At 65.2% G+C, this 22,179-nt stretch carries 21 protein-coding genes; 6 read left to right on the forward strand and 15 right to left on the reverse strand.

What is annotated here, in order from left to right; genetic code table 11:
* Positions 1-94: 94 nt before the first annotated feature.
* The 3 genes from KUV74_RS17975 to KUV74_RS17985 all read right to left on the reverse strand — a co-directional run bounded on the left by KUV74_RS17975 (position 95) and on the right by KUV74_RS17985 (position 2,497).
* A complete protein-coding gene (locus KUV74_RS17975; RefSeq protein WP_108132729.1) occupies positions 95-856 on the reverse strand; it encodes an ABC transporter permease in 762 nt (253 codons plus the stop codon).
* Positions 853-1,785, reverse strand: coding sequence for an ABC transporter ATP-binding protein (locus tag KUV74_RS17980; RefSeq protein ID WP_108132730.1), 933 nt, complete (start codon positions 1,783-1,785; stop codon positions 853-855). Before KUV74_RS17980 ends, KUV74_RS17975 begins: the two co-directional genes overlap by 4 nt.
* A gap of 166 nt (positions 1,786-1,951) precedes the next feature.
* Positions 1,952-2,497, reverse strand: a complete 546-nt coding sequence (locus KUV74_RS17985; RefSeq protein WP_222517005.1) for a cytochrome b — start codon at positions 2,495-2,497, stop codon at positions 1,952-1,954.
* A 384-nt stretch (positions 2,498-2,881) separates the two neighbouring features.
* Here KUV74_RS17985 and KUV74_RS17990 point away from each other — a divergent pair, with 384 nt between their 5' ends.
* Positions 2,882-3,334 carry a cupin domain-containing protein gene (locus KUV74_RS17990; protein ID WP_222517006.1) on the forward strand — a complete coding sequence of 151 codons (453 nt, stop codon included), beginning with the start codon at positions 2,882-2,884 and terminating at the stop codon, positions 3,332-3,334.
* Positions 3,335-3,554: 220 nt separating this feature from the next.
* On the opposite strand, the gene KUV74_RS17995 is transcribed toward KUV74_RS17990, so the two are convergent.
* On the reverse strand, positions 3,555-3,833 hold the full coding sequence (locus tag KUV74_RS17995; protein ID WP_045994272.1) for a peptidylprolyl isomerase: 279 nt from the start codon (positions 3,831-3,833) through the stop codon (positions 3,555-3,557).
* Between the two features lie 166 nt (positions 3,834-3,999).
* On the opposite strand from KUV74_RS17995, the gene KUV74_RS18000 reads away from it, so the two are divergent.
* The gene (locus KUV74_RS18000; RefSeq protein ID WP_181248637.1) at positions 4,000-4,536 is read left to right on the forward strand and encodes a DUF523 domain-containing protein; all 537 of its coding nucleotides are present in this window, start codon (positions 4,000-4,002) and stop codon (positions 4,534-4,536) included.
* Positions 4,537-4,547: 11 nt separating this feature from the next.
* On the opposite strand, the gene KUV74_RS20925 is transcribed toward KUV74_RS18000, so the two are convergent.
* On the reverse strand, positions 4,548-5,807 hold the full coding sequence (locus KUV74_RS20925; protein ID WP_261395553.1) for a ChaN family lipoprotein: 1,260 nt from the start codon (positions 5,805-5,807) through the stop codon (positions 4,548-4,550).
* A gap of 376 nt (positions 5,808-6,183) precedes the next feature.
* On the opposite strand from KUV74_RS20925, the gene KUV74_RS18010 reads away from it, so the two are divergent.
* On the forward strand, positions 6,184-7,392 hold the full coding sequence (locus KUV74_RS18010) for a methyltransferase (protein ID WP_222517007.1): 1,209 nt from the start codon (positions 6,184-6,186) through the stop codon (positions 7,390-7,392).
* 163 nt (positions 7,393-7,555) lie between these two features.
* Here the strand turns inward: KUV74_RS18010 and KUV74_RS18015 are convergent, their stop codons facing one another.
* Positions 7,556-8,854 (reverse strand): cation:proton antiporter, encoded by a 1,299-nt coding sequence (locus KUV74_RS18015; RefSeq protein ID WP_045994275.1) that lies wholly within the window; start codon positions 8,852-8,854, stop codon positions 7,556-7,558.
* A 558-nt stretch (positions 8,855-9,412) separates the two neighbouring features.
* Between KUV74_RS18015 and KUV74_RS18020 the strand changes: the two genes are divergently transcribed.
* A complete protein-coding gene (locus tag KUV74_RS18020; RefSeq protein ID WP_108132734.1) occupies positions 9,413-10,072 on the forward strand; it encodes a DNA-3-methyladenine glycosylase family protein in 660 nt (219 codons plus the stop codon).
* Between the two features lie 129 nt (positions 10,073-10,201).
* On the opposite strand, the gene KUV74_RS18025 is transcribed toward KUV74_RS18020, so the two are convergent.
* Entirely contained in the window at positions 10,202-10,675 is a 474-nt protein-coding gene (locus KUV74_RS18025; RefSeq protein ID WP_222517008.1) for a secondary thiamine-phosphate synthase enzyme YjbQ, read from the reverse strand.
* 197 nt (positions 10,676-10,872) lie between these two features.
* Between KUV74_RS18025 and KUV74_RS18030 the strand changes: the two genes are divergently transcribed.
* Positions 10,873-11,322: a carboxymuconolactone decarboxylase family protein gene (locus tag KUV74_RS18030; RefSeq protein WP_108447732.1), complete on the forward strand. Its 450-nt coding sequence runs from the start codon at positions 10,873-10,875 to the stop codon at positions 11,320-11,322.
* 87 nt (positions 11,323-11,409) lie between these two features.
* Here the strand turns inward: KUV74_RS18030 and KUV74_RS18035 are convergent, their stop codons facing one another.
* The 5 genes from KUV74_RS18035 to KUV74_RS18055 form a co-directional block, all read right to left on the reverse strand.
* Complete coding sequence (locus KUV74_RS18035; RefSeq protein WP_108447733.1) at positions 11,410-12,234, reverse strand: phytanoyl-CoA dioxygenase family protein; 825 nt, start codon at positions 12,232-12,234, stop codon at positions 11,410-11,412.
* The gene (gene argE / locus KUV74_RS18040; RefSeq protein WP_162816360.1) at positions 12,231-13,433 is read right to left on the reverse strand and encodes an acetylornithine deacetylase; all 1,203 of its coding nucleotides are present in this window, start codon (positions 13,431-13,433) and stop codon (positions 12,231-12,233) included. The genes KUV74_RS18035 and argE overlap by 4 nt, the downstream gene beginning before the upstream one ends.
* Positions 13,434-13,458: 25 nt before the next feature.
* Positions 13,459-14,874, reverse strand: a complete 1,416-nt coding sequence (locus KUV74_RS18045; RefSeq protein ID WP_222517009.1) for a YfcC family protein — start codon at positions 14,872-14,874, stop codon at positions 13,459-13,461.
* A gap of 91 nt (positions 14,875-14,965) precedes the next feature.
* Positions 14,966-16,504, reverse strand: a complete 1,539-nt coding sequence (gene hutH / locus KUV74_RS18050) for a histidine ammonia-lyase (RefSeq protein WP_222517010.1) — start codon at positions 16,502-16,504, stop codon at positions 14,966-14,968.
* A 287-nt stretch (positions 16,505-16,791) separates the two neighbouring features.
* Positions 16,792-18,189 (reverse strand): PLP-dependent aminotransferase family protein, encoded by a 1,398-nt coding sequence (locus KUV74_RS18055; RefSeq protein ID WP_222517011.1) that lies wholly within the window; start codon positions 18,187-18,189, stop codon positions 16,792-16,794.
* Positions 18,190-18,296: 107 nt separating this feature from the next.
* Here KUV74_RS18055 and KUV74_RS18060 point away from each other — a divergent pair, with 107 nt between their 5' ends.
* On the forward strand, positions 18,297-18,908 hold the full coding sequence (locus KUV74_RS18060) for a LysE family translocator (RefSeq protein ID WP_045994283.1): 612 nt from the start codon (positions 18,297-18,299) through the stop codon (positions 18,906-18,908).
* A gap of 53 nt (positions 18,909-18,961) precedes the next feature.
* Here the strand turns inward: KUV74_RS18060 and KUV74_RS18065 are convergent, their stop codons facing one another.
* The 3 genes from KUV74_RS18065 to KUV74_RS18075 form a co-directional block, all read right to left on the reverse strand.
* Complete coding sequence (locus KUV74_RS18065; RefSeq protein WP_222517012.1) at positions 18,962-19,372, reverse strand: RidA family protein; 411 nt, start codon at positions 19,370-19,372, stop codon at positions 18,962-18,964.
* 138 nt (positions 19,373-19,510) lie between these two features.
* Positions 19,511-19,852, reverse strand: coding sequence for an MliC family protein (locus KUV74_RS18070; protein WP_108447738.1), 342 nt, complete (start codon positions 19,850-19,852; stop codon positions 19,511-19,513).
* 104 nt (positions 19,853-19,956) lie between these two features.
* Positions 19,957-21,873 carry a cation:proton antiporter gene (locus KUV74_RS18075; RefSeq protein ID WP_222517013.1) on the reverse strand — a complete coding sequence of 639 codons (1,917 nt, stop codon included), beginning with the start codon at positions 21,871-21,873 and terminating at the stop codon, positions 19,957-19,959.
* Between the last annotated feature and the right edge of the window lie 306 nt (positions 21,874-22,179).

Genomic DNA, 22,179 nt, shown 5'->3' on the forward strand with positions numbered 1-22,179 from the left:
GAAACTTTCCGCTCCGGCGGCAGCTGACCTCTCTTCGCTCGCGACATTTCTTCAGCGCTTCCCTTGCTCCGTTGGGTCGAAAGGGTCCCTGGATTCAGGGCTTGAGTCGATAGCCGCTTCTGAAGATGGCGTGGATCACCACCAGGGCCACGGCCATGAACAACAGGATCATGCCCAGGCTGATCCACACGCTGACGTCACCGAGCCCGTAGAAGCTGTAGCGAAAGCCCGACACCAGATAGACCACCGGATTGAACAGGGTCACCGTCTGCCATAGCGGTGGCAGCATGTCGATGGAGTAGAAGGTGCCGCCGAGGAAGGTCAGCGGGGTGATCACCAGCAGTGGCACCAGCTGGAGCTTCTCGAAGCCGTCGGCCCAGATACCGATGATGAAGCCGAGCAGGCTGAAGGTCAGGGCGGTGAGCACCAGAAACAGCAGCATCATCAGTGGATGCTCGATGGTAAAGGGCACAAACAGGCTGGCGGTACCCAGCACGATAAGCCCCAGGACGATCGACTTGGTGGCGGCGGCGCCGACAAAGCCCAGCACGATCTCCAGCGGCGAGATCGGCGCCGACAGGATTTCGTAGACGGAGCCGGAGAAGCGTGGAAAGAAGATCCCGAAAGAGGCGTTGGAGACGCTCTGGGTCAGCAGCATCAGCATGATCAAGCCAGGCACGATAAAGGCCCCGTAGGGAATGCCCTCGACCTCACTGATGCGGGACCCGATGGCCGAGCCGAACACCACGAAGTACAGCGAGGTCGACAGCACCGGAGAGACCACGCTCTGCAGGATGGTGCGCAGGCTGCGGGCCATTTCGGCCCGATACAGCGTCTTGACCGAGGTGAGGTTCATGTCCGTTCCTTGACCAGATTGACGAAGATCTCTTCCAGCGAGCTCTGACGGGTGTGCAGGTCCTTGAAGGTGATGCCGGCGGCGTCGACCTCGCCCAGCAGGTCGGCGATGGCGCCTTCGCCGTCGTCGGCACCGTCGTAGCGATAGACCAGGGCGTGGCCGTCATCGGCCAGGGTCAGGCTGCGGTGGGCGAGCGCCTCGGGCAACTGGGAGAGCGGTTCTCGCAGGTGCAGGGTCAGCTCCTTGCGCCCCAGGCTCGCCATCAGTGTCTGCTTGTCTTCGACCAGCACCAGTTCGCCTGCGCGAATCACGCCGATGCGCTCGGCCATTTCCTCGGCTTCTTCGATGTAGTGGGTGGTGAGGATGATGGTGACGCCGCTCTGCCTGAGTCCACGTACCACCTCCCACATGTCGCGCCTCAGTTCGACGTCGACCCCGGCGGTGGGTTCGTCGAGAAACAGCACCTGGGGCTCGTGGGCCAGCGCCTTGGCGATCAGTACTCGTCGTTTCATGCCGCCGGACAGGGTGATCAGGCGATTCTTGCGTTTCTCCCACAGGCTCAGCTGGCGCAGTACCTTCTCGATATGCGCCGGGTCCTTCGGCTTGCCGAACAGGCCGCGGCTGAAGGAGACGGTATCCCAGACGGTGGAGAAGGCCTCGCTGGTCAACTCCTGGGGCACCAGCCCGATGCGCGAGCGGGCGGCGCGGAAGTCGTCGAGGATGTCATGGCCATCGACCAGCACACGCCCGGAGGACGGATTGACCAGGCCGCAGATGACGCTGATGAGGGTGGTCTTGCCGGCGCCGTTGGGTCCGAGCAGGGCGAAGATCTCGCCGCGACGAATCTCAAGATCGATGCCCTTGAGCGCCTCGAAACCGCCGTTGTAGACCTTGGTCAGTCCCTTGACGTCGATGATCGGGGCGCTCATGTCTGGGCCCCTTCGGCGGCAGGTACAGGCCGCCCGGGTGCGACCCGGGCGGATAGAGATGCTGAGGGATGCGGGCGAGGCATGGAGACGTCCTTATCGATTGACCCCGCCCATCCTAGCGCGACCGCTCTGATCTGCACACAGTCGGGCGCCGTCCCGGCGCGTCTCAGTCGCGTGGGGTGACGTTGGTCATCCGCGGCAGTACGTCGGGACTGTGGCGGCTGACGCGATGGAGCATCGCCATTACCACATGGCCGAGGGCGAGGGCGAACAGGGCCCAGCCCAGCCAGCCATGGAGCAGGTTGGCGGGGGCCTCCATCCAGGCGATCTCGTCTCCTTCGAAGCCGGCCATCAGTTCGATGCCGAAAGGCGAGAAGGCGCGGCCGGAGCCGTACTGGCGAAGGAGCGCGATGGAGGGGATGAGAATCAGCAGTCCATAGAGCGCGACATGGCCAAGGTGCGACGCCAGGTTGACCCGTGCCGGGCGACGCCGCTGGTTGATCAGCGCCCAGCTCACGCGTAGCAGCATCAGCACCAGAATCGTCAATCCCACGGGCTTGTGGCTGCCCCACAGCAGTTCATCCAGCCAGGAGTCCTCGAACAGGAACCTGGCGCTGGCGGTAACGAGCTGCCACACCACCAACGCGGCGATGGCCCAATGGAAGAAACGGCTGATGCTGCCGTAACGGTCGGGAGTGTCGGTGATCGGCATAGGGGGGTCCTCATCATCGGGTAACAGATAGCGTCGCGGTCCATGGGTTCTTGTTTTTTGCCTAGGCTAACCCAGCCCTGCGGACCAGGCGGGTGAATTCTCCCAAGAGACTGTGCAAGAACCGGCAGTCACGCGTGGAACACGGTGTTCGACGATGTGCGTTGGACAGACTCGTGTAAGGAAGGCCGCAGCCGCGCTACTCAAGGATTCCCAATTCGACGGCGTCTTCGGCAAGAGGATCGATCCATGGCTCGAGTGTCCCCCCTGACGTATAAAAAAAATGTGGCTGAAGCAATGGCAAGCAGAGCAATCGCAAGCGGTGCTATGGCAAGCGGTACTATGGCAAGCAGTGCATTGGCCAGCAGTGCAATGGCAAGTCAGCCAATGGCGAGCAGGGCAGTGGCGTTGGTGCAGTCACCCTGGCGATCGCTGGTGCTGCTGGGGCTCGGCCTGGCGCTGATGGTCGCGGTCTCGCCCCAGGCGTCGGCGCAGGCGGGCGAGCAGGTAACGCCGAGCGTGTCCCAGAACATCATGCAGCAGAAGTGGGTGTCCGATGACTCGAACCTGATCTCGACCATGGTGCTGGTCACCCTGGACCCGGGGGCCAGCCTGCCGCCTCACCGTCACGCAGGGCCGGCCTACGTCAAGGTGGCCACCGGTGAGGTGATCTCGCAGCTTGAAGGGGGGGAAGAAGAACGCTTTGGCCCCGGAGACGAATGGCGAGAGCCCGAGGGCGTGCGCCACGTACAGTTGGTCAATGCCAGCGACGACACACCGGCGGAACTGATCGTGGTGATGATCCACACCCGGGGCGAACCCCTGACCCGGGTGGAATGACGCTGAAAGCGTCGCTCTGATAGCGACGTTCCGACGGCGTCGCTCTAACGGCATCGCTCTGACGGCATCGCTCTGATAGCCCCGCTTGGACCGTGCCCTGCGGATTATTCGACACGCCGACACGACAACGCCGCGATCTCTCGCGGCGTTGTCGTTGCTGCTCAGGCAAGCCTGAGGCTCGGTCGAAAGGTCGCCAAGCGCAGGCGCCTTTTCGGCAAGCCTAGCCGCGGCTGGTGACTTCCAGCAGATGATAACCAAACTGGGTCTTCACCGGGCCCTGCACCTTGTTGAGGTCGGCGGAGAAGACGACCTCGTCGAACTCACGCACCATCTGGCCGGGGCCGAAGCTGCCCAGGTCGCCGCCCTGGCGGCCGGACGGGCAGGAGGAGTGCTCGCGGGCAACCTCGGCAAAATCACGACCGTTCTCGATCTCGGTCTTGAGGGTTTGGCACTTTTCTTCGCTGTCGACGAGGATGTGGCGGGCGGTGGCCTGGACCATGGGATGACTCCTGAACTTCACTGAAGGTTGGCTGATGTTGCGAGACGCGAGCTTACCACGGGTGCCGCCGAGGCGGCACCGGGCTTGGTCTGTGTCCAGGTCCGGTGCACCATGGGACTGTCGTCGCCGCCCTTGCGCCCTCTCTTGTGTAGAACGAGTAGATACGATGGACCCGAAATCATCATCCGCCGCCGCAGAACTGACCCCACTTCTGGTCAGCGCCTGCCTGCTCGGGGATCCGGTGCGATATGACGCCGGGCACAAGTGGCTCGGCGACGAGCGTTTGGCCCAATGGCGTGACCAGGGACGGCTGGTGCCGGTGTGCCCCGAGGTGGCGGGAGGCCTGCCCACACCGCGCCCCGCGGCGGAGATCGCAGGAGGCAGCGGCGCTCAGGTGCTGGCAGGCGAACTCAGGATCGTCGACATCGACGGCGGTGATCCCACCGAGGCCTTTGTGGCGGGCGCCAGGCGAGCGCTCGCCACCGCCAGGCGCTACCACTGCCGGTTGGCGCTGTTGACCGACGCCAGTCCGTCCTGTGGCAGCACTCAGGTGTACGATGGCCGCTTCAGTGGCAGCAGGATCGCCGGTGAAGGCGTGACCGCCGCGCTGTTGCGCGATGCCGGCATCGAGGTCTTCGCCCCGCATCAGCTAGAGGAATTGGCTCGCCGTCTGGTCGAGCTGGATACCGACCGGCGGCGTTGAACGCCGGAGCGCTATTCTTGAGGCACCTGTTCCTGCTCTTGTTGCTGCTTTTGTTGCTGCTCTTGTTGCAGTGCGGGTCGCTGGTGCTGTCGAGTACCATCTCCTCGCTCGACGTCCGGGCCAGATGCCACGATCGGGAAACTCACCGTCAGCGTCTGGCGCTGGTGATCGCGCGTCACCGTGATGCTGGCCTGGGTACCTGGCAGGACGCGAGGCACCAGTGCCTTGAGCTGGTAGGGATGCGCGATGCCATGCCCGGCAAAGCTCAGGATGCGGTCGCCGACGCGCAGCCCCGCGGCCTCGGCGGGGCTGTTCGGGACCACCTCGGTCACCACCAGGCCCGGTCGGTCCTCGCTTGATTCGACACCTACCCCGAGTCGCGGCCCCTCGCTCTGCTTGTCTTCGCGTACCACAAAGACGGCGTCGGCGAGTCCCGCTTCGGCCTCGCAGGCGTCGTCGGCAGACAGCGGCAAGAGGCTCGCGACATCGGCGATACCCAGGCTCTTAAGCTGTGCCTCGATTCCCTCGCCGTGGCTGGCGTGACCCATTCCCACCAGGCCCACCGCCAGGTGGCCATCTTCGACCAGGGCGGCGAGCCCCTGGGCCATGGCCATGTCCCACACCTGCTGGGCGTAGACGAAGCCGTCGATCATGTCGTCGTCGAAGCCCTCGCCAAAGCCTTCGCCAGCAAGTTCCAGGGCGTGTTCCTCGAGACTCGCCTCGAGCCGTTCACGGTAGGACGGCATGGCCGGTACGGGTTCGGGAATGCCGTGGCGTTGTGCCGGCGGCAGTGTGGAGACGCCATCCTCGACCAGCCGTTGGCGCAGCTCAGGGGTGACGTTCAGTGCCTTCAGCGGCAGCGCCTGGTCCCGGGCAAAGCGCAGCACCGGCAGGTACAGCTCGGGGTCGAAGCCCCAGTAGCGGTACCACTGGCTCTGCTCGAGCAGGGCGGCCTCTTCGATGTCACCGGCGATCCAGGCGTCCAGTGCCGGTTGGCTTTCCCTCGGCAGCATCTCAAGGCCAATGGCCAGATTCGGATGATGGGCGTGCAGGGCGGCCAGGCTCGCCAGCTGGAAACGATGGTGGTCGGGACGATCGTGCTGTTCACCCAGCAGGACCACCTGCTGGCGGGCAAGCATCGGCCAGCCCATCGCCGGCGCCGTATGGGCGCGAGTGTCGCCGGGCGTGACCCAGTCGCCTGGCGCCAGGCCAGCGCCTGTTGCAGTGCTGGTGCAGGATGCCTGGGCATCGAGGCCGAGCACCAGCAGCATCGTCAGAGTAGCCAGCCTCGGCGTCGCCCATCGGCGCGGGAGAGAGCAGAGATGTGACGGTCGAAATCGCAGAAGGGGCATGAGCGGGGCCAGCGTGAATCCAGCGTGAATCAAGAGAGAACCAAGAGTGAACCAAGAGTGAACCAAGAGTGAACCAAGAGCGGAACCAGCGCAGCTTCGGACCGGAACGAAGCCGAAACCAGACCGAAGCGAGAGTCGAAAAGGTTCAGGCTAGCCGCCCCGGCGCCGACGATCCAGTGTGGCCTGTCCATCGCTTGATCGATGTCCCGCCTGCGCCCTGCTGGTACCATGACGCACGCCGTCCACTGTCCATCGCCCAACACCCACCTTTAGCCACCATGATCTTCGCGAATGCATGAACACTCCCTTGCCCCACGCCGAGCGCCTCGAGGCGTTGACTCGGTTGCTCGCCGACTGGCACTGGCTCTGGTCGCCGGCGCCCTTTACCCATGCCGGGGCTCCCTGGCCCGAGCGGGCGCCCGCCGGCGATATCGCCGCCTGCCTGCAGGCGCTGGACGACGCTCGGTGCCAGCGCTTGCAGCAACGCCCCTTCGATACCTCGCCGCTGGCCGCCTGGCTACCGGTGGATGAACTGGCGCGCCTGGTCAGGGTTCCCGATGGAGCGCCGCCGATCCAGGCGCCCGAGGCGTGGGCGGCCCACGTGGGAGGTCGCAAGTGGCAGCAGATGCTGGCCTTTGCGCCCCAGGTGGCGATCGGCCAGGGGCAAGCGCTTGTCGAGTGGTGTGCTGGCAAGGGACACCTGTCGCGCCTGCTAGCGCGCCGCCACGACGGCTCCATTTGCGCGCTGGAGTGGCAGCCGGCGCTGTGCGAAAGCGGCCAGGCGCTGGCCGAGCGGCAGGGACTGGAGGTGACGCTGGTCGAGCAGGACGTGATGGCGCCCAGCGTGAGCCGGCACCTCGGTGACGCCGATCGGGTGGTGGCGCTGCATGCCTGTGGCGATCTTCACGTGCGCCTGCTGGAGCTGGCACGTGAACAGAAGGTGGCGATCAGTCTGGCTCCCTGCTGCTACCAGCGTACCCGTGACAAGATCTATCGCCCCCTGTCGCGTCAGGCGCAGCAACAGGCAGAGCGCCATGGTCTGTCGCTGGATCGAGAGGCGCTGGCGCTGTCGGTGCAGGAGACCGTGACCGCCAGCCAGGGAGAGCGACGCAAGCGTGAACAGGCGAACGCCTGGCGACTGGGTTTCGATGCTCTTCAGCGCCGGCTGCGCGGGGTCGACGACTATCTGGCGGTGCCGAGTCTGGCCTACGGCAGGATGCCGGAGCGCTTCGAGGACTTCTGCCGTTGGGCCGCCCGGGAGAAGGGACTGACAGTGCCCGACGGGATCGACTGGGACGCCTATCGACGTCGTGGCGAAGCGTGTCTGAAGCGGGTCAATCGACTCGAGCTGGTGCGCCATCTGTTTCGCCGGCCGCTGGAGGTGTGGCTGGTGCTGGACCGGGCCCTGTGGCTCGAGGAGGCCGGCTTCGAGGTCAGTCTGAGCCAGTTCTGCCCGCGCGCGCTGACCCCGCGTAATCTTGCCCTGGTGGCGCAACCGACGTAAGGCCGCGTGATCACCAGCCGGTCACGACGTTCCCGCAGGCGCGGCAAGTCCAGTTACTGGCGCTGCCCTGGTGGTCGAGACGAGGCGGCCCCGGACACTTGAACTGTCCGGGGCCGTGTTTTCTTCAAGGGAGGGGATAGCTCGGCTGGCGCCGCACGCCGGATCAGCTGCGCTTGCTACGCCTGAATTGCTCGGTTTCCCAGACCTTGGCGCGCTTGATCAAGGGGGTGATGCTGGATCCCTGGATCAGGATCGAGAACACCACCACCGAGTAGGTCATTACCAGGATGATCTCGCGCACGTCGATGTTCTTTTCGGGAATCACGGTGATCCCCGACGGAATCGACATCGCCATGGCCAGCGCCAGACCACCACGCAGTCCGCCCCAGGTCAGGATGCGCACCGAGTAGGGGTTGTAGCGACGAAAGCGCCGGAAGCCCAGGTAGGCCAGGCGCACGCTCAGATAGCGCGACAGCAGCACCAGCGGCACGGCGGCGATCATCAGCACCCAGTCCTCCGGGTGGAAGCTGAACGACAGCATGGTCATGCCGATCAGCAGGAACAGCACGCCATTGAGGAACTCGTCGACCAGCTCCCAGAAGTGGTCGAGATGCTGCCGGGACTCCTCGGAGAAGCCCTTGCGACGGGTACGGTTGCCGATGATGATGCCGGCCACCACCATGGCCAGGGGCCCGGAGACCTCGAGAAACTCGGCGAACACGTAGCCGGTGGTGGGCACCAGCAGCGTCAGCATCAGTTCCATGGAGTGGTCGTCGGTGTGACGGATCAACTGATGAAACAGCTGACCGAGCACGAAGCCGTAGACGATGCCGCCGAGCGCCTCCTGCAGAAACAGGTGGCCGACGCTGGTTACCGTGGGGGTGGTGCCGCCGAAGGCGACGGCGAACAGGGTGACGAAGAGCACCAGACCGAAGCCGTCGTTGAACAGCGACTCGCCCTCGATCTGGGTCGAGATGCGCCGGGGCGCGTTCATCTTCTTGACGATGGCGAGCACCGCGATGGGATCGGTGGGAGAGATCAGGGCGCCGAACAGCAGGCAGTAGATCAGATCGAAGTCGATACCCAGCCAGCCCACCAGCAGCCACAGGCTGTAGCCGATGAAGAAGGTCGAGAACAGGGTGCTGCCCATGGCAAGGATGGCGATTTCCCACTTCTGGTCACGCAGGTGGGGGAGCTTGATCCCCAGCGCTCCGGCAAACAGCAGAAATCCGAGGATGCCCTTCAGCAGGAAATCCTCGAAATTCAACTGATTGATGGCGGTTTTAGCGGTTTCGTCGAGGGCGAACCAGCCCGCGTGACCGGCGATGACGATGGCCAGCGACAGTATCAGAGCGCCAGCAGTGATCGCGATGGTGGTCTGAAATTTTCCGATCTTGCCGTTGATCAGGGAGATCACCATCGCCATCGCGGCGAGCAGGCAAAGGGTGTCGTACACCGACATGGAGGGAGGCCTCTAGGTAGGATGGGTGAGTCGTGTCGGCTCGAGCGCTGGCTCGAGGCCGTAAAAGGGGGGCAGCAGCAGGCACATCGGCTCGGCCCGTCGCATCACCCGAGGAGGTCAGGCGCTGGTGTGACGGGGGAGGCGATTGTGACGTGTCCATCGCGGGAGTTCGGTCCTGAGCGTGGTGTGCTACGCCCTGGCCGGTTGGACCAGGGGCAGCGGATAGGGCTTGCGAACAGGTCTTGCAAACTGGGCTTGCGAATAGCGCCTGTACGCTGGATACGGATGTCCCGGCGGTCAGCATCTGCGGCGTCATGCTCGGAGGCGCTGAAGCCAGGCGTCCAGGCCTTCGACGCGTGAGACACGAGTCGGCTATATCGGCGTTTCGCAGTGCAACAAAGTATACGCGGGTCGCGGTGCGGGTACATCCCGGATGTCGCTTTTTTTGAAGCGCGTGGGCGAGGATTGACAGGCGCCTGGCTTGTCTACGACAAAGGTCTGAAACCAAAGGCGTGTGTCGCTCGGTTCAAGCGAGCGCCCAGACGACAAGGAACCTCTATGCAAGTACACGATATCGCCGTACACCTGGGTCCTGCCCAGGCCCATCTGCGCCAGTTGGATGACGGTTGGGCGGGGCTGATCGATCGGGTGGGCGACTGCGGACTGACCACCGCCCTCGATCGCAGCCCCTACGAGTCGTTGTCCAGGGCGGTGGCCTATCAGCAGCTCCATGGCAAGGCGGCGGCGGCGATTGTCGGCCGTCTGACGGCGCTGTTCCCGGGGCAGGATTTCCCCAGTCCCCGGCAACTGTCCGAGCTCTCCTCGGAGGAGCTCCGAGCCTGTGGCTTCTCGGCACGCAAGCAGGCGACCCTCCAGGGCCTCGCCGAGGCGGCACTGGACGGTCGAATTCCCAACCGCGAACAGGCCGCCGAGATGGAGGACGAAGAGCTGATCAAGCGTTTCACCGCCATCAAGGGTATCGGCCGCTGGACCGTCGAGATGATGCTGATCAACACCCTTGGACGTCCCGATATCCTGCCGGTGGATGACTTGGGCATCCGCGACGGCGCGCGCTACCTGTTCGGCTGGGAACGCATGCCGACGCCAAGGGAGACCCGCGAGCTGTGCGAACCCTGCAGGCCCTGGCGCTCGGTGGCGTCCTGGTATCTGTGGCGCTGCAACGAACAACCGGATTACCGACGCCTGGCGAAGTCCTGAACCGGGCCAGGCAAGCCGAGAAGGCAAGGAAGGAGCAGAGGCAGCAGCGAGGATGACCGGCGACAGCCGTGCAGGGTTCGCAGCCGTTGCTGCGCATGCGGTACCCGCTGATGGCGACAGCAGGGTGACTTAGTTGCGACGGCGGTAGGGGTCGGGCATCGCCTGTTCCGGGCGCCAGCGGGCGCGCTCGCCGTTCAAGGTCAGCACAAGCTGGCGAGGCCCGCCGTGGTCGCGGTGCTCGCACAGATAGATACCCTGCCAGGTGCCCATCGCCAGGCGCCCTTCGGTGACGGGAATGCTGAGTGAGGGCCCCAGCAGGCTGGCCTTGAGGTGGGCCGGCATGTCGTCGCTGCCTTCCTGGGTGTGGCGGTAGTAGGGTGCGTCCTCCGGCACCATCACATTGAAGTGACGCTCGAAGTCGCCACGTACCGTGGGATCGGCGTCTTCGTTGATGGTCAGCGATGCCGAGGTATGCTGGATGAAGACGTGGAGCAGGCCGATGCGCATGCTCGGCAGGTCCGGCAGTGCCTGAACGACCTCATCGGTGATCAGGTGAAAGCCCCGGGGGCGGGCAGCGAGGCGAAGGGTGCTCTGGAACCACATCTAGGACGGTCTCGTTGTCGGCGTTGACGCTGGAGGCCATGGCAGGGCAAGGCCCCTGCGCAGGAAAGCCCCTGTGCAGGAAAGCCCCTGTGCAGCAGGGCCATCGCTCGAGGCAGACAGGCGCCATCAGGCGGCCAGCGGTAAGGAATTTAAACGCGCAAAGACTACCTCCTTTCCCGTCCTGTGAGGAGTCCCGAATGAAAGATCAACGTCTGACCCGGGCCGACGTCTTTCGCCACCAGCCGATGCTGGCCAAGTCCCTGGTGGAACTCGAGCGTGCCGTGGCCGAGGCGGGCATCGAGTCTGAGCTGGTGCACCTGATCAAGCTGCGCGCCTCCCAGCTGAACGGTTGCGCCTTCTGTCTGCGCATGCACAGCCAGGAAGCACGCGAGGACGGTGAGCAGCAGTCGCGTCTGGATGTTCTGTCGGCGTGGCGAGAGACCCAGCTCTTCAGTCGCCGTGAACAGGCAGCGCTGGCCTGGACCGAGGCGCTGACGCTGGTCAGCGGCCAGGAGATCGGCGGCGGCGACTACACCCGCCTGGCCGCGGAATTCACCCCCGAAGAGCAGGTCAACGTGACGGCGCTGGTGGTCTCCATCAACGCCTGGAACCGGATCGCGCTGGCGTTCGCCTTCCCGGTGGAGTGACGTGCTGCGGCGCGACCGAACGTCTCCCGCGCTGGTAGGTGACGTCGTCTTGCCACTATGCTCCGCCAAGCTGGCCGGCGCGAAAGATCATCCTGCCAGCAGCGGAAACAGCGGGTGCTCCATGGGGCTGCCCGCGGGCAGTTCGTCGGCGAGGCCGGGAAAAGGCGGCGAGGTGGTCCAGGCCCGCGGTGCGTGGACCATGTCGTCACCCAGCAGGCGCACCGAGAAAGCGCGACGGCGATGAGGGCCGCTGACGCCGCCCGAGGCGTGCAGGGTCAGCATGTTGAAGAAGACCGCGTCGCCGGGTTCCAGCGCCCAGCCAAGGATGGAGTAGCGTTCACGCTGGGCCTCGATGTCAGGCAGCTCGGCCAGACTGCCCTCGGGGAACCAGCTGGCCTGGTGGTCCATGAAGGTCCGTGGCATCAGCCAGGGCCCCTTGTGGGACCCGGCCACAAACTCCAGGGTGGCCGCCCGGGATACCGGATCCACCGGTAGCCACATGCTGACGTTCTGACTGCCTTCCACGTTGTAGTAGGGCTGGTCCTGGTGCCAGGGGGTACGCTGGCGCGTGCCCGGTTCCTTGACCAGTAGATGGTCGTGGTAGAGGCGTACCTGGCGTGAGCCCATCAGGCGTTGCCCGATAAGCCCCAGCGGCGAGTCGAAGATGAAACCCCGATACGCTTCGTTGGTCTGCCAGTTGCAGAAGTCCTCGAAGAACCAGCCTGGGTCATCGGGTCGACTGGCGACCTTGGCCCGGGGGCTGGGATCGCGCAGGTTGTCCTCGATGCCCTCCGCTAGTCGCTTGAGCTCCTGAGGGCAGAAGATGCCGCGTAGACAGATGGCGCCGTCGCGCTGGAAGGCGGCGACGTCTTCGTCGCTGACCATGGTGTCGGGATGGATGCGCAGGTTCATGGGGCCTCCAGGCGGTGGAAGTCAGGAAGAGGAAAGGACAGCTGTGACAACAGCCGGTCGAAGAAGCCTTCGCACTTCGTGATCTGATCGAAGGCGATGAACTCGTCTGGCTGATGGGCCTGATGGATGCTGCCGGGGCCGCAGATCACGGTAGGGACGCCCAGCTGGGCGAACAGCCCGGCCTCGCAGCCGAAGCCGAGCGCCAACGGCTCGACGCTGCATTCGGCCAGTTCGGCGATCCATGACAGGTAGCCTTGGCGGCGTTCGTCCAGCGGTGGGTACTGGCCGCGGCATTCCAGGGTCAGTCTGGCGCGACGGCCGAGGCCGATCAGGTCGCGATCCAGGCCGCAGGGAAAGTCCTTGCGCAGGCGCTCGAGGATTTCCATGGCGGGCTGCCCGGGCAGCGGGCGCATCTCGAAGTCGATGCGGCAGTGCTCGGGGATCTGATTCAGCGCGCTGCCACCCTCGATCAGCCCGACGTGGACCGTGGAGTAGGGGGGATCGAAGCGCTGATCGGTGAGCGACATCAGGCGCTTTTCCCGTGCCAGCTGGCGGATCTGCGCAACCACGCCCGCGCCGACGTCGATGGCGTTGACGCCTCGCCCCGGGTAGCCCGAGTGGCCTCCCACACCCTCGATGGTGGCGCGCATGCCGACGTGGCCCTTGTGGGCGTTGGCGATGCGCATCGCGGTGGGCTCGCCGACGATGATGCCCCGCAGGCGTTCCTTGTGGGCCTCGAGAAACGGCAGCATCAGCGGGGCACCCAGGCACCCGACCTCTTCGTCGAAGGACAGCGCCAGCAACACCGAGTGACGCGAGTGCTCTGCCTGCCAGGCGGCCAGTTTCGTCAGGGCCACGCCGATGAATCCCTTCATGTCCGCCGTACCGCGACCGTAGAGGCGTTCAGCGTGGCGTTTCGGCGTGAACGGGGCGGTGACGCGCCAGTCTGCGGGGCTTGCCGGCACCACGTCGGTGTGGCCGGAAACCAGCAGGGCCGGGGCGTCGTGGGGGCCGAATTCGGCGATCAGATTGGCCTTGTCGCCGCTGTCGTTGTAGAGCAGGGTCACCGCCGCCCCACGCGCCTCGAGCCAGCCGGCGACGTCGTTGATCAGTTCAAGGTTGGAGCGATGACTGGTGGTGTCGAAGGCCACCAGGCGTTCAATCATCGCAAGGCTCAAGGGTAGCGTGTTGCTGGTCAAGACGAGGCTCCGTGAGTGCAGACCGTCAGGCGAGGGGCCAGACCACCAGGGTCGCCAGCAGGATGAGCACAGCGCCGAGGGCATAGAGCAGGGCGATCAGCGGCAGCATGAAACGCATCCAGCGGCTCCAGGGAATGCCGGCGATGGTGAGTCCCGCCATCAACCAGCCGGCGGTAGGAGTAAAGGCATTGGAGATGCCGTCGCCAAACTGGAAGGCCAGCACCGCGACCTGGCGGTGTACCTCGGCAAGGTCCGCGATGGGCGTCATGATGGGCATGGTCAGCGCCGCCTGGCCGCTGCCCGAGGTGACGATGAAGTTCATCGCGCTTTGCATGGCGAACATGCCCAGTGCTGCGGCCGACGCCGAGGTGTCGCCGATCAGCGTGGAAAGCGAATGGATGATGGTGTCGATGATCTCGCTGTGTTGCACGATGACCACGATGGTGAAGGCCAGGCCCACCGCCAGGGCGCCGTCCATCATGTCCTTGCAGCCGGTGGAAAAGGCCCCGGCGATGGTGTTGGCTCGCATGCCGGCGAGCAGCCCGGTGACGATACCCAGCAGCAGGAAGACGCCGGCCATCTCCTTGAGGTACCAGCCGAAGGCACTGACTCCGGCGATGATCGCCACCAGGGCCAGGGCGAAGGCGCCGAGGATCAGCAGGTGGCGAGGGGTCAGGTCGACGTGATCGCCCGGTCCTTCTTCATCGGGCGGGGCCAGGCCGTAGACCACACTGCGCTCTGGCCTTGCCTGCACGCGACGGGCGTAGAACATCACGTAGCCGATGCTCAGGGGGACGAACGCAAGCCAGCAGACGAAGCGGTAGCCCATGCCGGAAAACAGCGGCAATTCGGCGATGCTCTGGGCGACGCCGACGTTGAAGGGATTGAGAAAGGAGCCGGTGTAGCCGATGGCGGTGCCGATCAGCGGGATGGCGGCGGCGACCACGGCGTCGTAGCCGATACGTCGCGCCAGCGGCAGCAGGATGAAGATGTAGACGATGCTGCCCTCGATCATGCCGTAGGTACCGGAACACAGGGCGAAGAAGGTCATCATCAGCGGGATGATCAGGATCTCGCGGCCCTTGAGCTTCACCAGCAGGAAGTGGACCAGCCCTTCGATGGCGCGGGAGCGCCTCAGGACCCCGAAGGTACCGCCGACGATGACCAGAAAGAAGATGATCGACGAGCCGCTCTTCATCCCTTCGAAGAAGGCGTTGAAGAACTCGAAGGGACCGATGCCCGGGGAGTCGATGGCCTGGTAGGTGCCGGCGACGATGACCGAGCGCCCGTCGGCGTTGGTGATGCGTTCGAAGCTTCCGCTGGGGACGAACCAGGTGACGATGGCCGCCAGCAGGGCGAGAAAGAAGAGGATGACGAAGGCGTGGGGCAGCGGCCTCTGTTGCTCGACGTGTGGTCTGGCGGCCATCTTGTCATGATTCATCGGCTGGCTCTCGCTGGTGGCGGGTTTATGGCGCCTGGGGCTGAGTTCATTGATCCTTTCGGTTTAGTCCGAACCAGCGAAGCCTGTCGAGTCAGGGCGCGCGGCTGGGCAGAAGATCGTCGAGAACGAGGTCACACAATGCGCCTTCGTCCAGCAGACGTGTGGCGGCCTCGATGTCCGGTGCGAAGTAACGATCGTGGTCATAGTGGGTCACCCGGCGACGCAGTCGCTGACGGGCCTGCTCCAGCAAAGGTGTCGAGGCGAGCCCCTCGCGCATGTCGAGGCCCTGGCAACTTGCCAGCCATTCGATTGCCAGCACGCCGCGAACATTGGCCGCCATCTCCTTGAGTCGCCGTCCCGCCGCCGGCGCCATGGACACATGGTCCTCCTGATTGGCCGAGGTAGGCAGGCTGTCGACGCTGTGAGGGTGGGCCAGAGCCTTGTTCTCGCTGGCCAGCGCGGCGGCTGACACCTGGGCAATCATGAAACCGGAATTCACGCCGCCGTTTTCCACCAGGAAGGGGGGAAGCCGGGACATGTGGGTGTCCATCATCAGCGAGATGCGTCGTTCCGACAGGGCCCCGATCTCCGCCAGCGCCAGCGCCAGATTGTCGGCCACGAGGGCAACCGGCTCGGCGTGGAAGTTGCCGCCCGAGAGGATGTCGCCGTTGTCGGCGAACACCAGCGGGTTGTCGGTGACGGCGTTGGCCTCGATCTCGAGCACCCTGGCCGCGTGGCGGATCTGGTCGAGCACCGCGCCCATGACCTGAGGCTGGCAGCGCAGCGAGTAGGGGTCCTGGACGCGGTCACAGTCTGCGTGGGAGGCCCCCACCTCGCTGGTGTCCTCGAGCAGGTGACGATAGGCCCTGGCAACGTCGATCTGCCCGGGTTGGCCGCGCAGTTCGTGGATGCGGGCGTCGAAGGGAACCCGCGAGGCCAGGCTCGCCTCTACGCTAAGGGCGCCGCACACGGTGGCGCTGGCGAACAGATCTTCGGCCTCGAACAGACCGCGCAGCGCCAGCGCGGTGGAGACCTGGGTGCCATTGAGCAGCGCCAAGCCCTCTTTGGGTGCCAGGGTCAGGGGCGACAGGCCAGCCACGTTCAGGGCGTCCCGTCCCGAGAGGGTCTCGCCACGGTGGCGTGCCTGGCCTTCGCCCAGCAGCACCAGACTCATATGGGCCAGTGGCGCCAGGTCGCCCGAGGCACCTACCGAGCCCTTGGCGGGGATGACCGGCCAGACCTCGGTGTTGATCAGGGTGATCAGGGCGTCCAGGACTTCGCCGCGAATGCCGGAGTAGCCGCGTGCCAGGCTTGCCACCTTCAGCGTCATGATCAGCCTTACCAGCCCGTCGTCCAGGCGTTCACCGACGCCGGTGGCGTGGGATAGCACCAGCGAGCGCTGCAGGTCCTCCAGGCGTTCGCGCTCGATGCGGGTCTGGGCCAGCAGGCCGAAGCCGGTGTTGACCCCGTAGGCGGTGCGCCCCTCGTCGATGACGCCAGCCACCGTCGCCACCGAGGCGTCGATGGCGGTGTATGCCGAGGGCTCCAGAGACACCACTGTCGGTGACGTGAGGAGCCGGCGCATGTCCTGGAGGGTGAGTTGGCCTGGGGTGATGACGAGTCGATGCATGGTGGCGAGCTCCCGAGACGTGGCCGAACATGATGGGAAAACTTTAATGTATATACATTAACAGCAGGGCAATGGCGCGGCGTCAAGGCGGCTATCGTCGAACGGCAGGCAAGAATCGCCAGGGGGGAGTGACGATGTGTGTTACAGATTGTGCCCGATCTTCTATACAGATTTTGCCGCTGACATGATCGGGGGCAGCGACCGGGTCGGCTAGCGCAGGGATGGGGTGATGGACGTCTGGACCTGGTTCACAACGTCAGCGAATTCAGGCAGGTGTCGGACCGTCGCTACAGTGTTGCCCAGGGGCTGGTGTCCCCCTGTTCCAGCACACGTCGCACGGTGGCGAGGGCCTGTTGCAGGGACTCGCGGCTTTCGGGGGCGCCCACGCACAGGCGAATGGCCTGGGGCGCCGGCTCGCTGCCGGTACAGAAGGGTTCAGGCGTTGCCACCAGCACGCCTTCGCTCTTCAGCAGGGCCTGTACCTCGCTGGCCCGGCGGCCCTCGGGCAGCGGTAGCCAGAAGTTGGCGCCGTGGGTGAGATGGCGGGGCGTCAGGGCCTCGAAGCTTGCCCGTGCCAGACGCTGCCGAGCGGCCAGCTCTGCGGTCTGCCAGGCCAGCAGTTCGGGGTAGCGGGGCGAGGCGATCCAGCGCCGCGCCACCTCGGTCATCAGCGGCGGACACATCCAAAGCTGCGCCCGCAGCAGGCTGCCGATGCGCTCGCGCAGGGTGGCCGGCATCTGCAGCGTGCCGACCCTGAGGCCACCGGAAAGCACCTTGGAGGTACTGAATACCTGCAGCGTGCGTTCCGGCGCCAGTTCCAGCAGAGACACACCGCGATCCTCCCGCGGCAGGTACTGGACGGCGTCCTCGATCAGCCAGAAGTCATGTCGGCGCGCCAGGGCGGCGAGCTGTTCCCTGCGCTGCGGCGAAAGCACCGCGCTGGTGGGGTTGTTCTGGTCCGGGGTCAGGTAGACCAGGCGGGGCACCTGGCGTTGGCACAGGCGTGCCAGTGCATCGATGTCCATGCCGTCGTCGTCCAGGGGCACCGCCATCGGCTTGAGGTGAGCGTGGCGGGTGGCGGCGTTGAACCCCGGATAGGTGAGAGCGTCGGCGGCCACGCTGTCGCCGGGGCGGGTCAGGGCTCTCAGGCACAGGTCGATGCCGTGCTGGCCGCCCTGGGTGATCGCCAGCACCTCGTGCAGGGGAAAGCCGAGATCCTCAAGCCAACGTGACAGCGCCTCTCTGTGCTGCCGGGTGCCGATGTCGGGCTGGTAGGCGGCGACCATGGCAAGGCAGGCCGGGTCCTCGGTCACCTCCGCCAGGGCCTGCTGCAGACACTGATGACGCCAGGGGTGCGGCGGAGCAAAGCTCAGGCTCATGTCGACCACGCCATCGGAGTCGGCTGCGACGTGTACATCGAAGGGGCTGTTGCCGGCGGCGGCGTCATTGACGTAGGTGCCACTGCCGACCCGGGACGATACCCAGCCCCGTTGCTGGGCTTCGCTGTAGGCGCGGGTGATGGTGCCCACGGTGACGCCCAGCGCGTCGGCCAGGGCCCGTTGCGGGGGCAGTCGATCGCCGGCGGCGAGCTGGCCCTGGTCGATGGCCTCGCCGATGGCCGAGGCGATCTGACGATAGCGGGCCGAGCTGGAGTCGAATTCGAGGGAGGGAGTCCAGATTGTCATGGTGACAATAAACTCTTTGACGGCAATTGTTGCCTGAGTATGCTTTAAAAACCGGGGTCAATTCACCTTGTTTCACACCATAATGCAAAAATTGTAGGGGTACAATCATGGAAGAGACCGCTAGTCAGCTCGCCTTTCTGCTTCCGGCAGCGCTGTTCATGGTGTCCATGACCATCACGCCGGGTCCCAACAACGTGATGCTGACCGCCTCCGGCGCCAACTACGGCTTCCTGCGTACCCTGCCACACCTGTTCGGCATCCTGGGCGGCTGTTTTGTGCTGTTCGCCTCGATAGCGCTCGGGCTCGGGGTGGTGTTCGAGCGCTATCCGGTGGTGCAGGGCGGACTCAAGCTGGTCGGCAGCCTGTACCTCTTGTACCTGGCCTGGAAGATCGCGACGGCCCCACCGCCGGACCTGCGGGTAGGCGATGCCCGCCCGCTGTCCTTCGTGCAGGCGGCGGCGTTCCAGTTCGCCAACCCCAAGGCGTGGGTCATGGGTATCGCGTTGATGGCGGGGTTCCTGCCGGACGGCGGCAACCCCTGGGTCAACGCCCTGCTGCTGGCGGGCGTGGCGGAACTGGTGGGGCTGCCCTGCATCGCTCTGTGGGCAGGGTTTGGCACCGCCATCGGCCGCCTGTTGAAGAGCGACCGATCCTGGCGGGTGTTCAATGGGGTGATGGGAGCGCTCACCGCGGCCTGCGTGGTGATGATCCTGGCCTGAACCATTCAGCCTGGCGCGATCGGAGCCTGAGGCTTGGTCGACAAGACTCAGCCCTAGCTGGGCTCATCAGGCGATGCCCCCTCGGGCCGCCGGGCGGTCAGGGTGATCTCCACGGCGGCGCCGCCATGCAGCTGTGGCGACACGGTGCAGGTACGCGCCGGATAGCGCGCAGCCTCGAACCACTCGGAGTAGACATCATCCACCGCCTGTTGCAGCGACAGGTCGGTGAGGTGCACTTGAACACGCACGGTGTCGGCCAGGGTGCAATCCGCCTGCTCGAGCAGGTGAGACAGTCGCCTGAGGATCCAGCGAGTTTCTTCGGCGGCGTCACCGAGAATGGCGTCACTGCCCTGGATATCGGCGGCGGTCAGCCCCGACAGATGGACGTAGTGTTCGTCCATGACCAGATGGGAGCCCGGAAACTCGGGGCTGGGTAGGGTGGGGTCGTTGAAGTAGCGTGCCATCTTGCCTCCTGCTGCGGCCTGGTCGTTGTGCCGCTGGAGAAATGTCTGGCGAATGCCGCCGACTTTCCTTGCGGAAAGCAGGCGGCGGAAATGCGTTTGTCGGTTGACCGCGGAGAGCGTCCGGGAATAGCGCGGGCGTCAGCTGCTGACTTCGCACTGCACCGGCATGCGCCGGCCGATGGTCCAGGTGGCCTCGTTGCCCTTGCCACGGAAGACGTGCTGGCCGTTTTCCGAGGCGTAGTGCATGCCCGAGGCGGCGGGCTGGCGTTCGAGCGGGAAGCTGTCGCCGTGCATCTGTACCTCGGCGCTGTCCTGACTGTCGAAGACGATGGTGAACTGGCTGCCATCCTGGCAGATGTAGTCGGCAGAGGGCGAGGCTGCGGCGTCGGCACTGTCATCATGGCCACTGCCGCCGGCACAGCCGGCCAGGGCGGTGAACAGCGCAGTGAAGGCGGCAACAGGGATCCAGCTGGCGTTCATGAAACATCTCCTTGTCATATGAAGGGAGCCGTGGAAAAGGCTCGCCTGGCGTTAGGCCTTCCCAGGCTACACAAGTTCCGCATCCGCCACGATACCTCGCCGGATCAGCCCTGCTCGGGCGGTTCGCGTCCGGGAGTCGTGTTGCCGCGGGAGTCGCCGTCGTCATCGTCATGGGCCCCGTCGTCAACGCTGACATCCGCTGGTTGTTGCTCCTGGCGTCTGGCGTGGCGCTCTGCTTTGCCGCGATGGGTGTCGTCGGGCACCAGGGCGAGCAGGGTCTCGCCGTCACCGGCATCGAAGCTTTCATCCTTGTGCATGACGCGTACTTCGCCATCCTCGTTGTAGGTCGAGATCACCCGGGCGTCGGGGTTGTCGCGTCGATAGTCCTCGAACGAATAGCTCTCGCTGAGGCGCGTCAGACGGACGCACCAGCCCTCGCGGATGTAGTTGGTGGCCTGTTCGAAGTCGAGTTCCTTGGCGAAGAAGCGCCCGCCCAGGGTCTGCTCCAGATGATCGCCACCGGCACCGCCCCCCGGGGCGAAGCGGTACACCTGATGGTGGCCGAATTCGGGAGCATAGTGCATGCACAGCAGGGCGTTGTAGTCGTCGTTGTCGGTCAGCGCCACCATGCTGTCGAAGCGGCTGAACTCCAGCGTCAGCTCGGCCTCCTCGGTGAGTACCTCGCCGTAGTAGGTGGGAATGTCGCGGCCTCTGACCTGGCGCAGATGGTTGTAGTTGCGATCGGCGATCAGCACCGGGCGCCCGGTGGACTGGATGGCCTCGGCCAGGGCGACCGTGAAGGGGTTGGCGCCGATGATCAACAGCCCCTTGGTATCGGTGGACTGAAGATTGAAGCGACGGGCCAGGGGTTGCAGCGAGAAGCCGTGAAGCAGCACCGTGACCGCGACGATGGCAAAGGCCAATGGCGACAGCAGGGCGGCGTCCTCGATGCCGATGTCGACCAGGCGCGCGCCGAACAGACCGGCGATGGCCACCGCGACCACCCCGCGTGGACCGATCCAGCCGACCATCAGCTTCTCGCCGAAGGGCAGGTCGACCTTGATCAACGATATGAAGACCGCCAGCGGGCGGACCAGCAGCAGTACCACTGCGACGAACAGGATTTCGCGGGTCGTCAGGGTGGCCAGGGTGCCCAGGTCCACCTGAGCGGCCAGCAGGATGAATACCCCGGAGACCAGCAGTACGGTGATGTTCTCCTTGAAGCGGCGGATCTCGTCGAGCGACGACAGCGACGAATTGCCGATCACCACGCCCATCACGGTGACCGCCAGCAGGCCGCTTTCATGCAGCAGGGCATTGGGCAGGGCGTAGGTGGCCATGACGAAGAAGATGATCACCGGCACCTTGAGAAACTCGGGGATATGGCCGCCCTTGATCGCGCGGATCAGGCCCCAGGCGGTGGCCAGTCCCACCGCGCTCGCCACCGCGATTCCCAGCGCCATATGGCCGAGGGTCATCGACAGCGAGTGAGAGGAGTTGAGGACGATGGCGAGTTCGAAGGCCAGCACCGCCGCCAGGGCGCCCACCGGGTCATTGAGGATCGCCTCCCAGCGCAGGATCTCCCCCGGTCGTCGCTTGAGGCTGGCCTGGCGCAGCAGGGGAATGATGACGGTGGGGCCGGTGACGATCAGGATACCGCCCAGCACCGAGGCCGATGCCCAGGTCAGCCCTCCGATGTAGTGGCCCGACAGGGTCGCCAGCAGCCAGACCAGCGGGCCGCCGAAGAACACCAGGCGCTTCACCGCAAGCTCCGCGCCCTTCAGCCGTGTCAGGTTCAGCGTCAGGCCGCCCTCGAACAGAATCATCGCCACGGCGACCGCGATCAGCGGTTCGAGCAAGTCGCCGAATACCGAACGTGGGTCGAGCACGCCGGTTACCGGGCCAATGAGTACGCCGCTCAGCAGCAGCAGGACGATGGCCGGCACCTTCCAGCGCCAGGCCAGCCACTGGGCGCCGATACCGAGCGCCGCGATCAGGCAGAAGACGAGAACGGGGGTCATGAGGGCTTCCCTGTGGTCCAATCGGTGCAGTCAGTGCAGCCAATACTTTGCCAACCAGGCTGGCTACGCAACGTCGAGCGCGAAACGTCAGGCACGACAAGTCAGGCGCGCAAAGTCGGCAAGCGATGCCATCTAACGCTAGGCGGCGCCCGCTGCATTCACAACCAACCCTGTAAACGCTTGCGACCCGATCGGCACAGTTGCCTGGAGGCTCAGGGGCCTGCGCCACGCAGGCATTGAAGGAGCCTTCGTACTACCGAGGGCGGGGAAGTGTTCGCCCTGCGTGTTCTGTTCGTGAGGAATGAA

Origin of the sequence: Halomonas sp. DP1Y21-3, from assembly GCF_019801245.1 — a bacterium.
GTDB lineage: Bacteria > Pseudomonadota > Gammaproteobacteria > Pseudomonadales > Halomonadaceae > Halomonas > Halomonas litopenaei.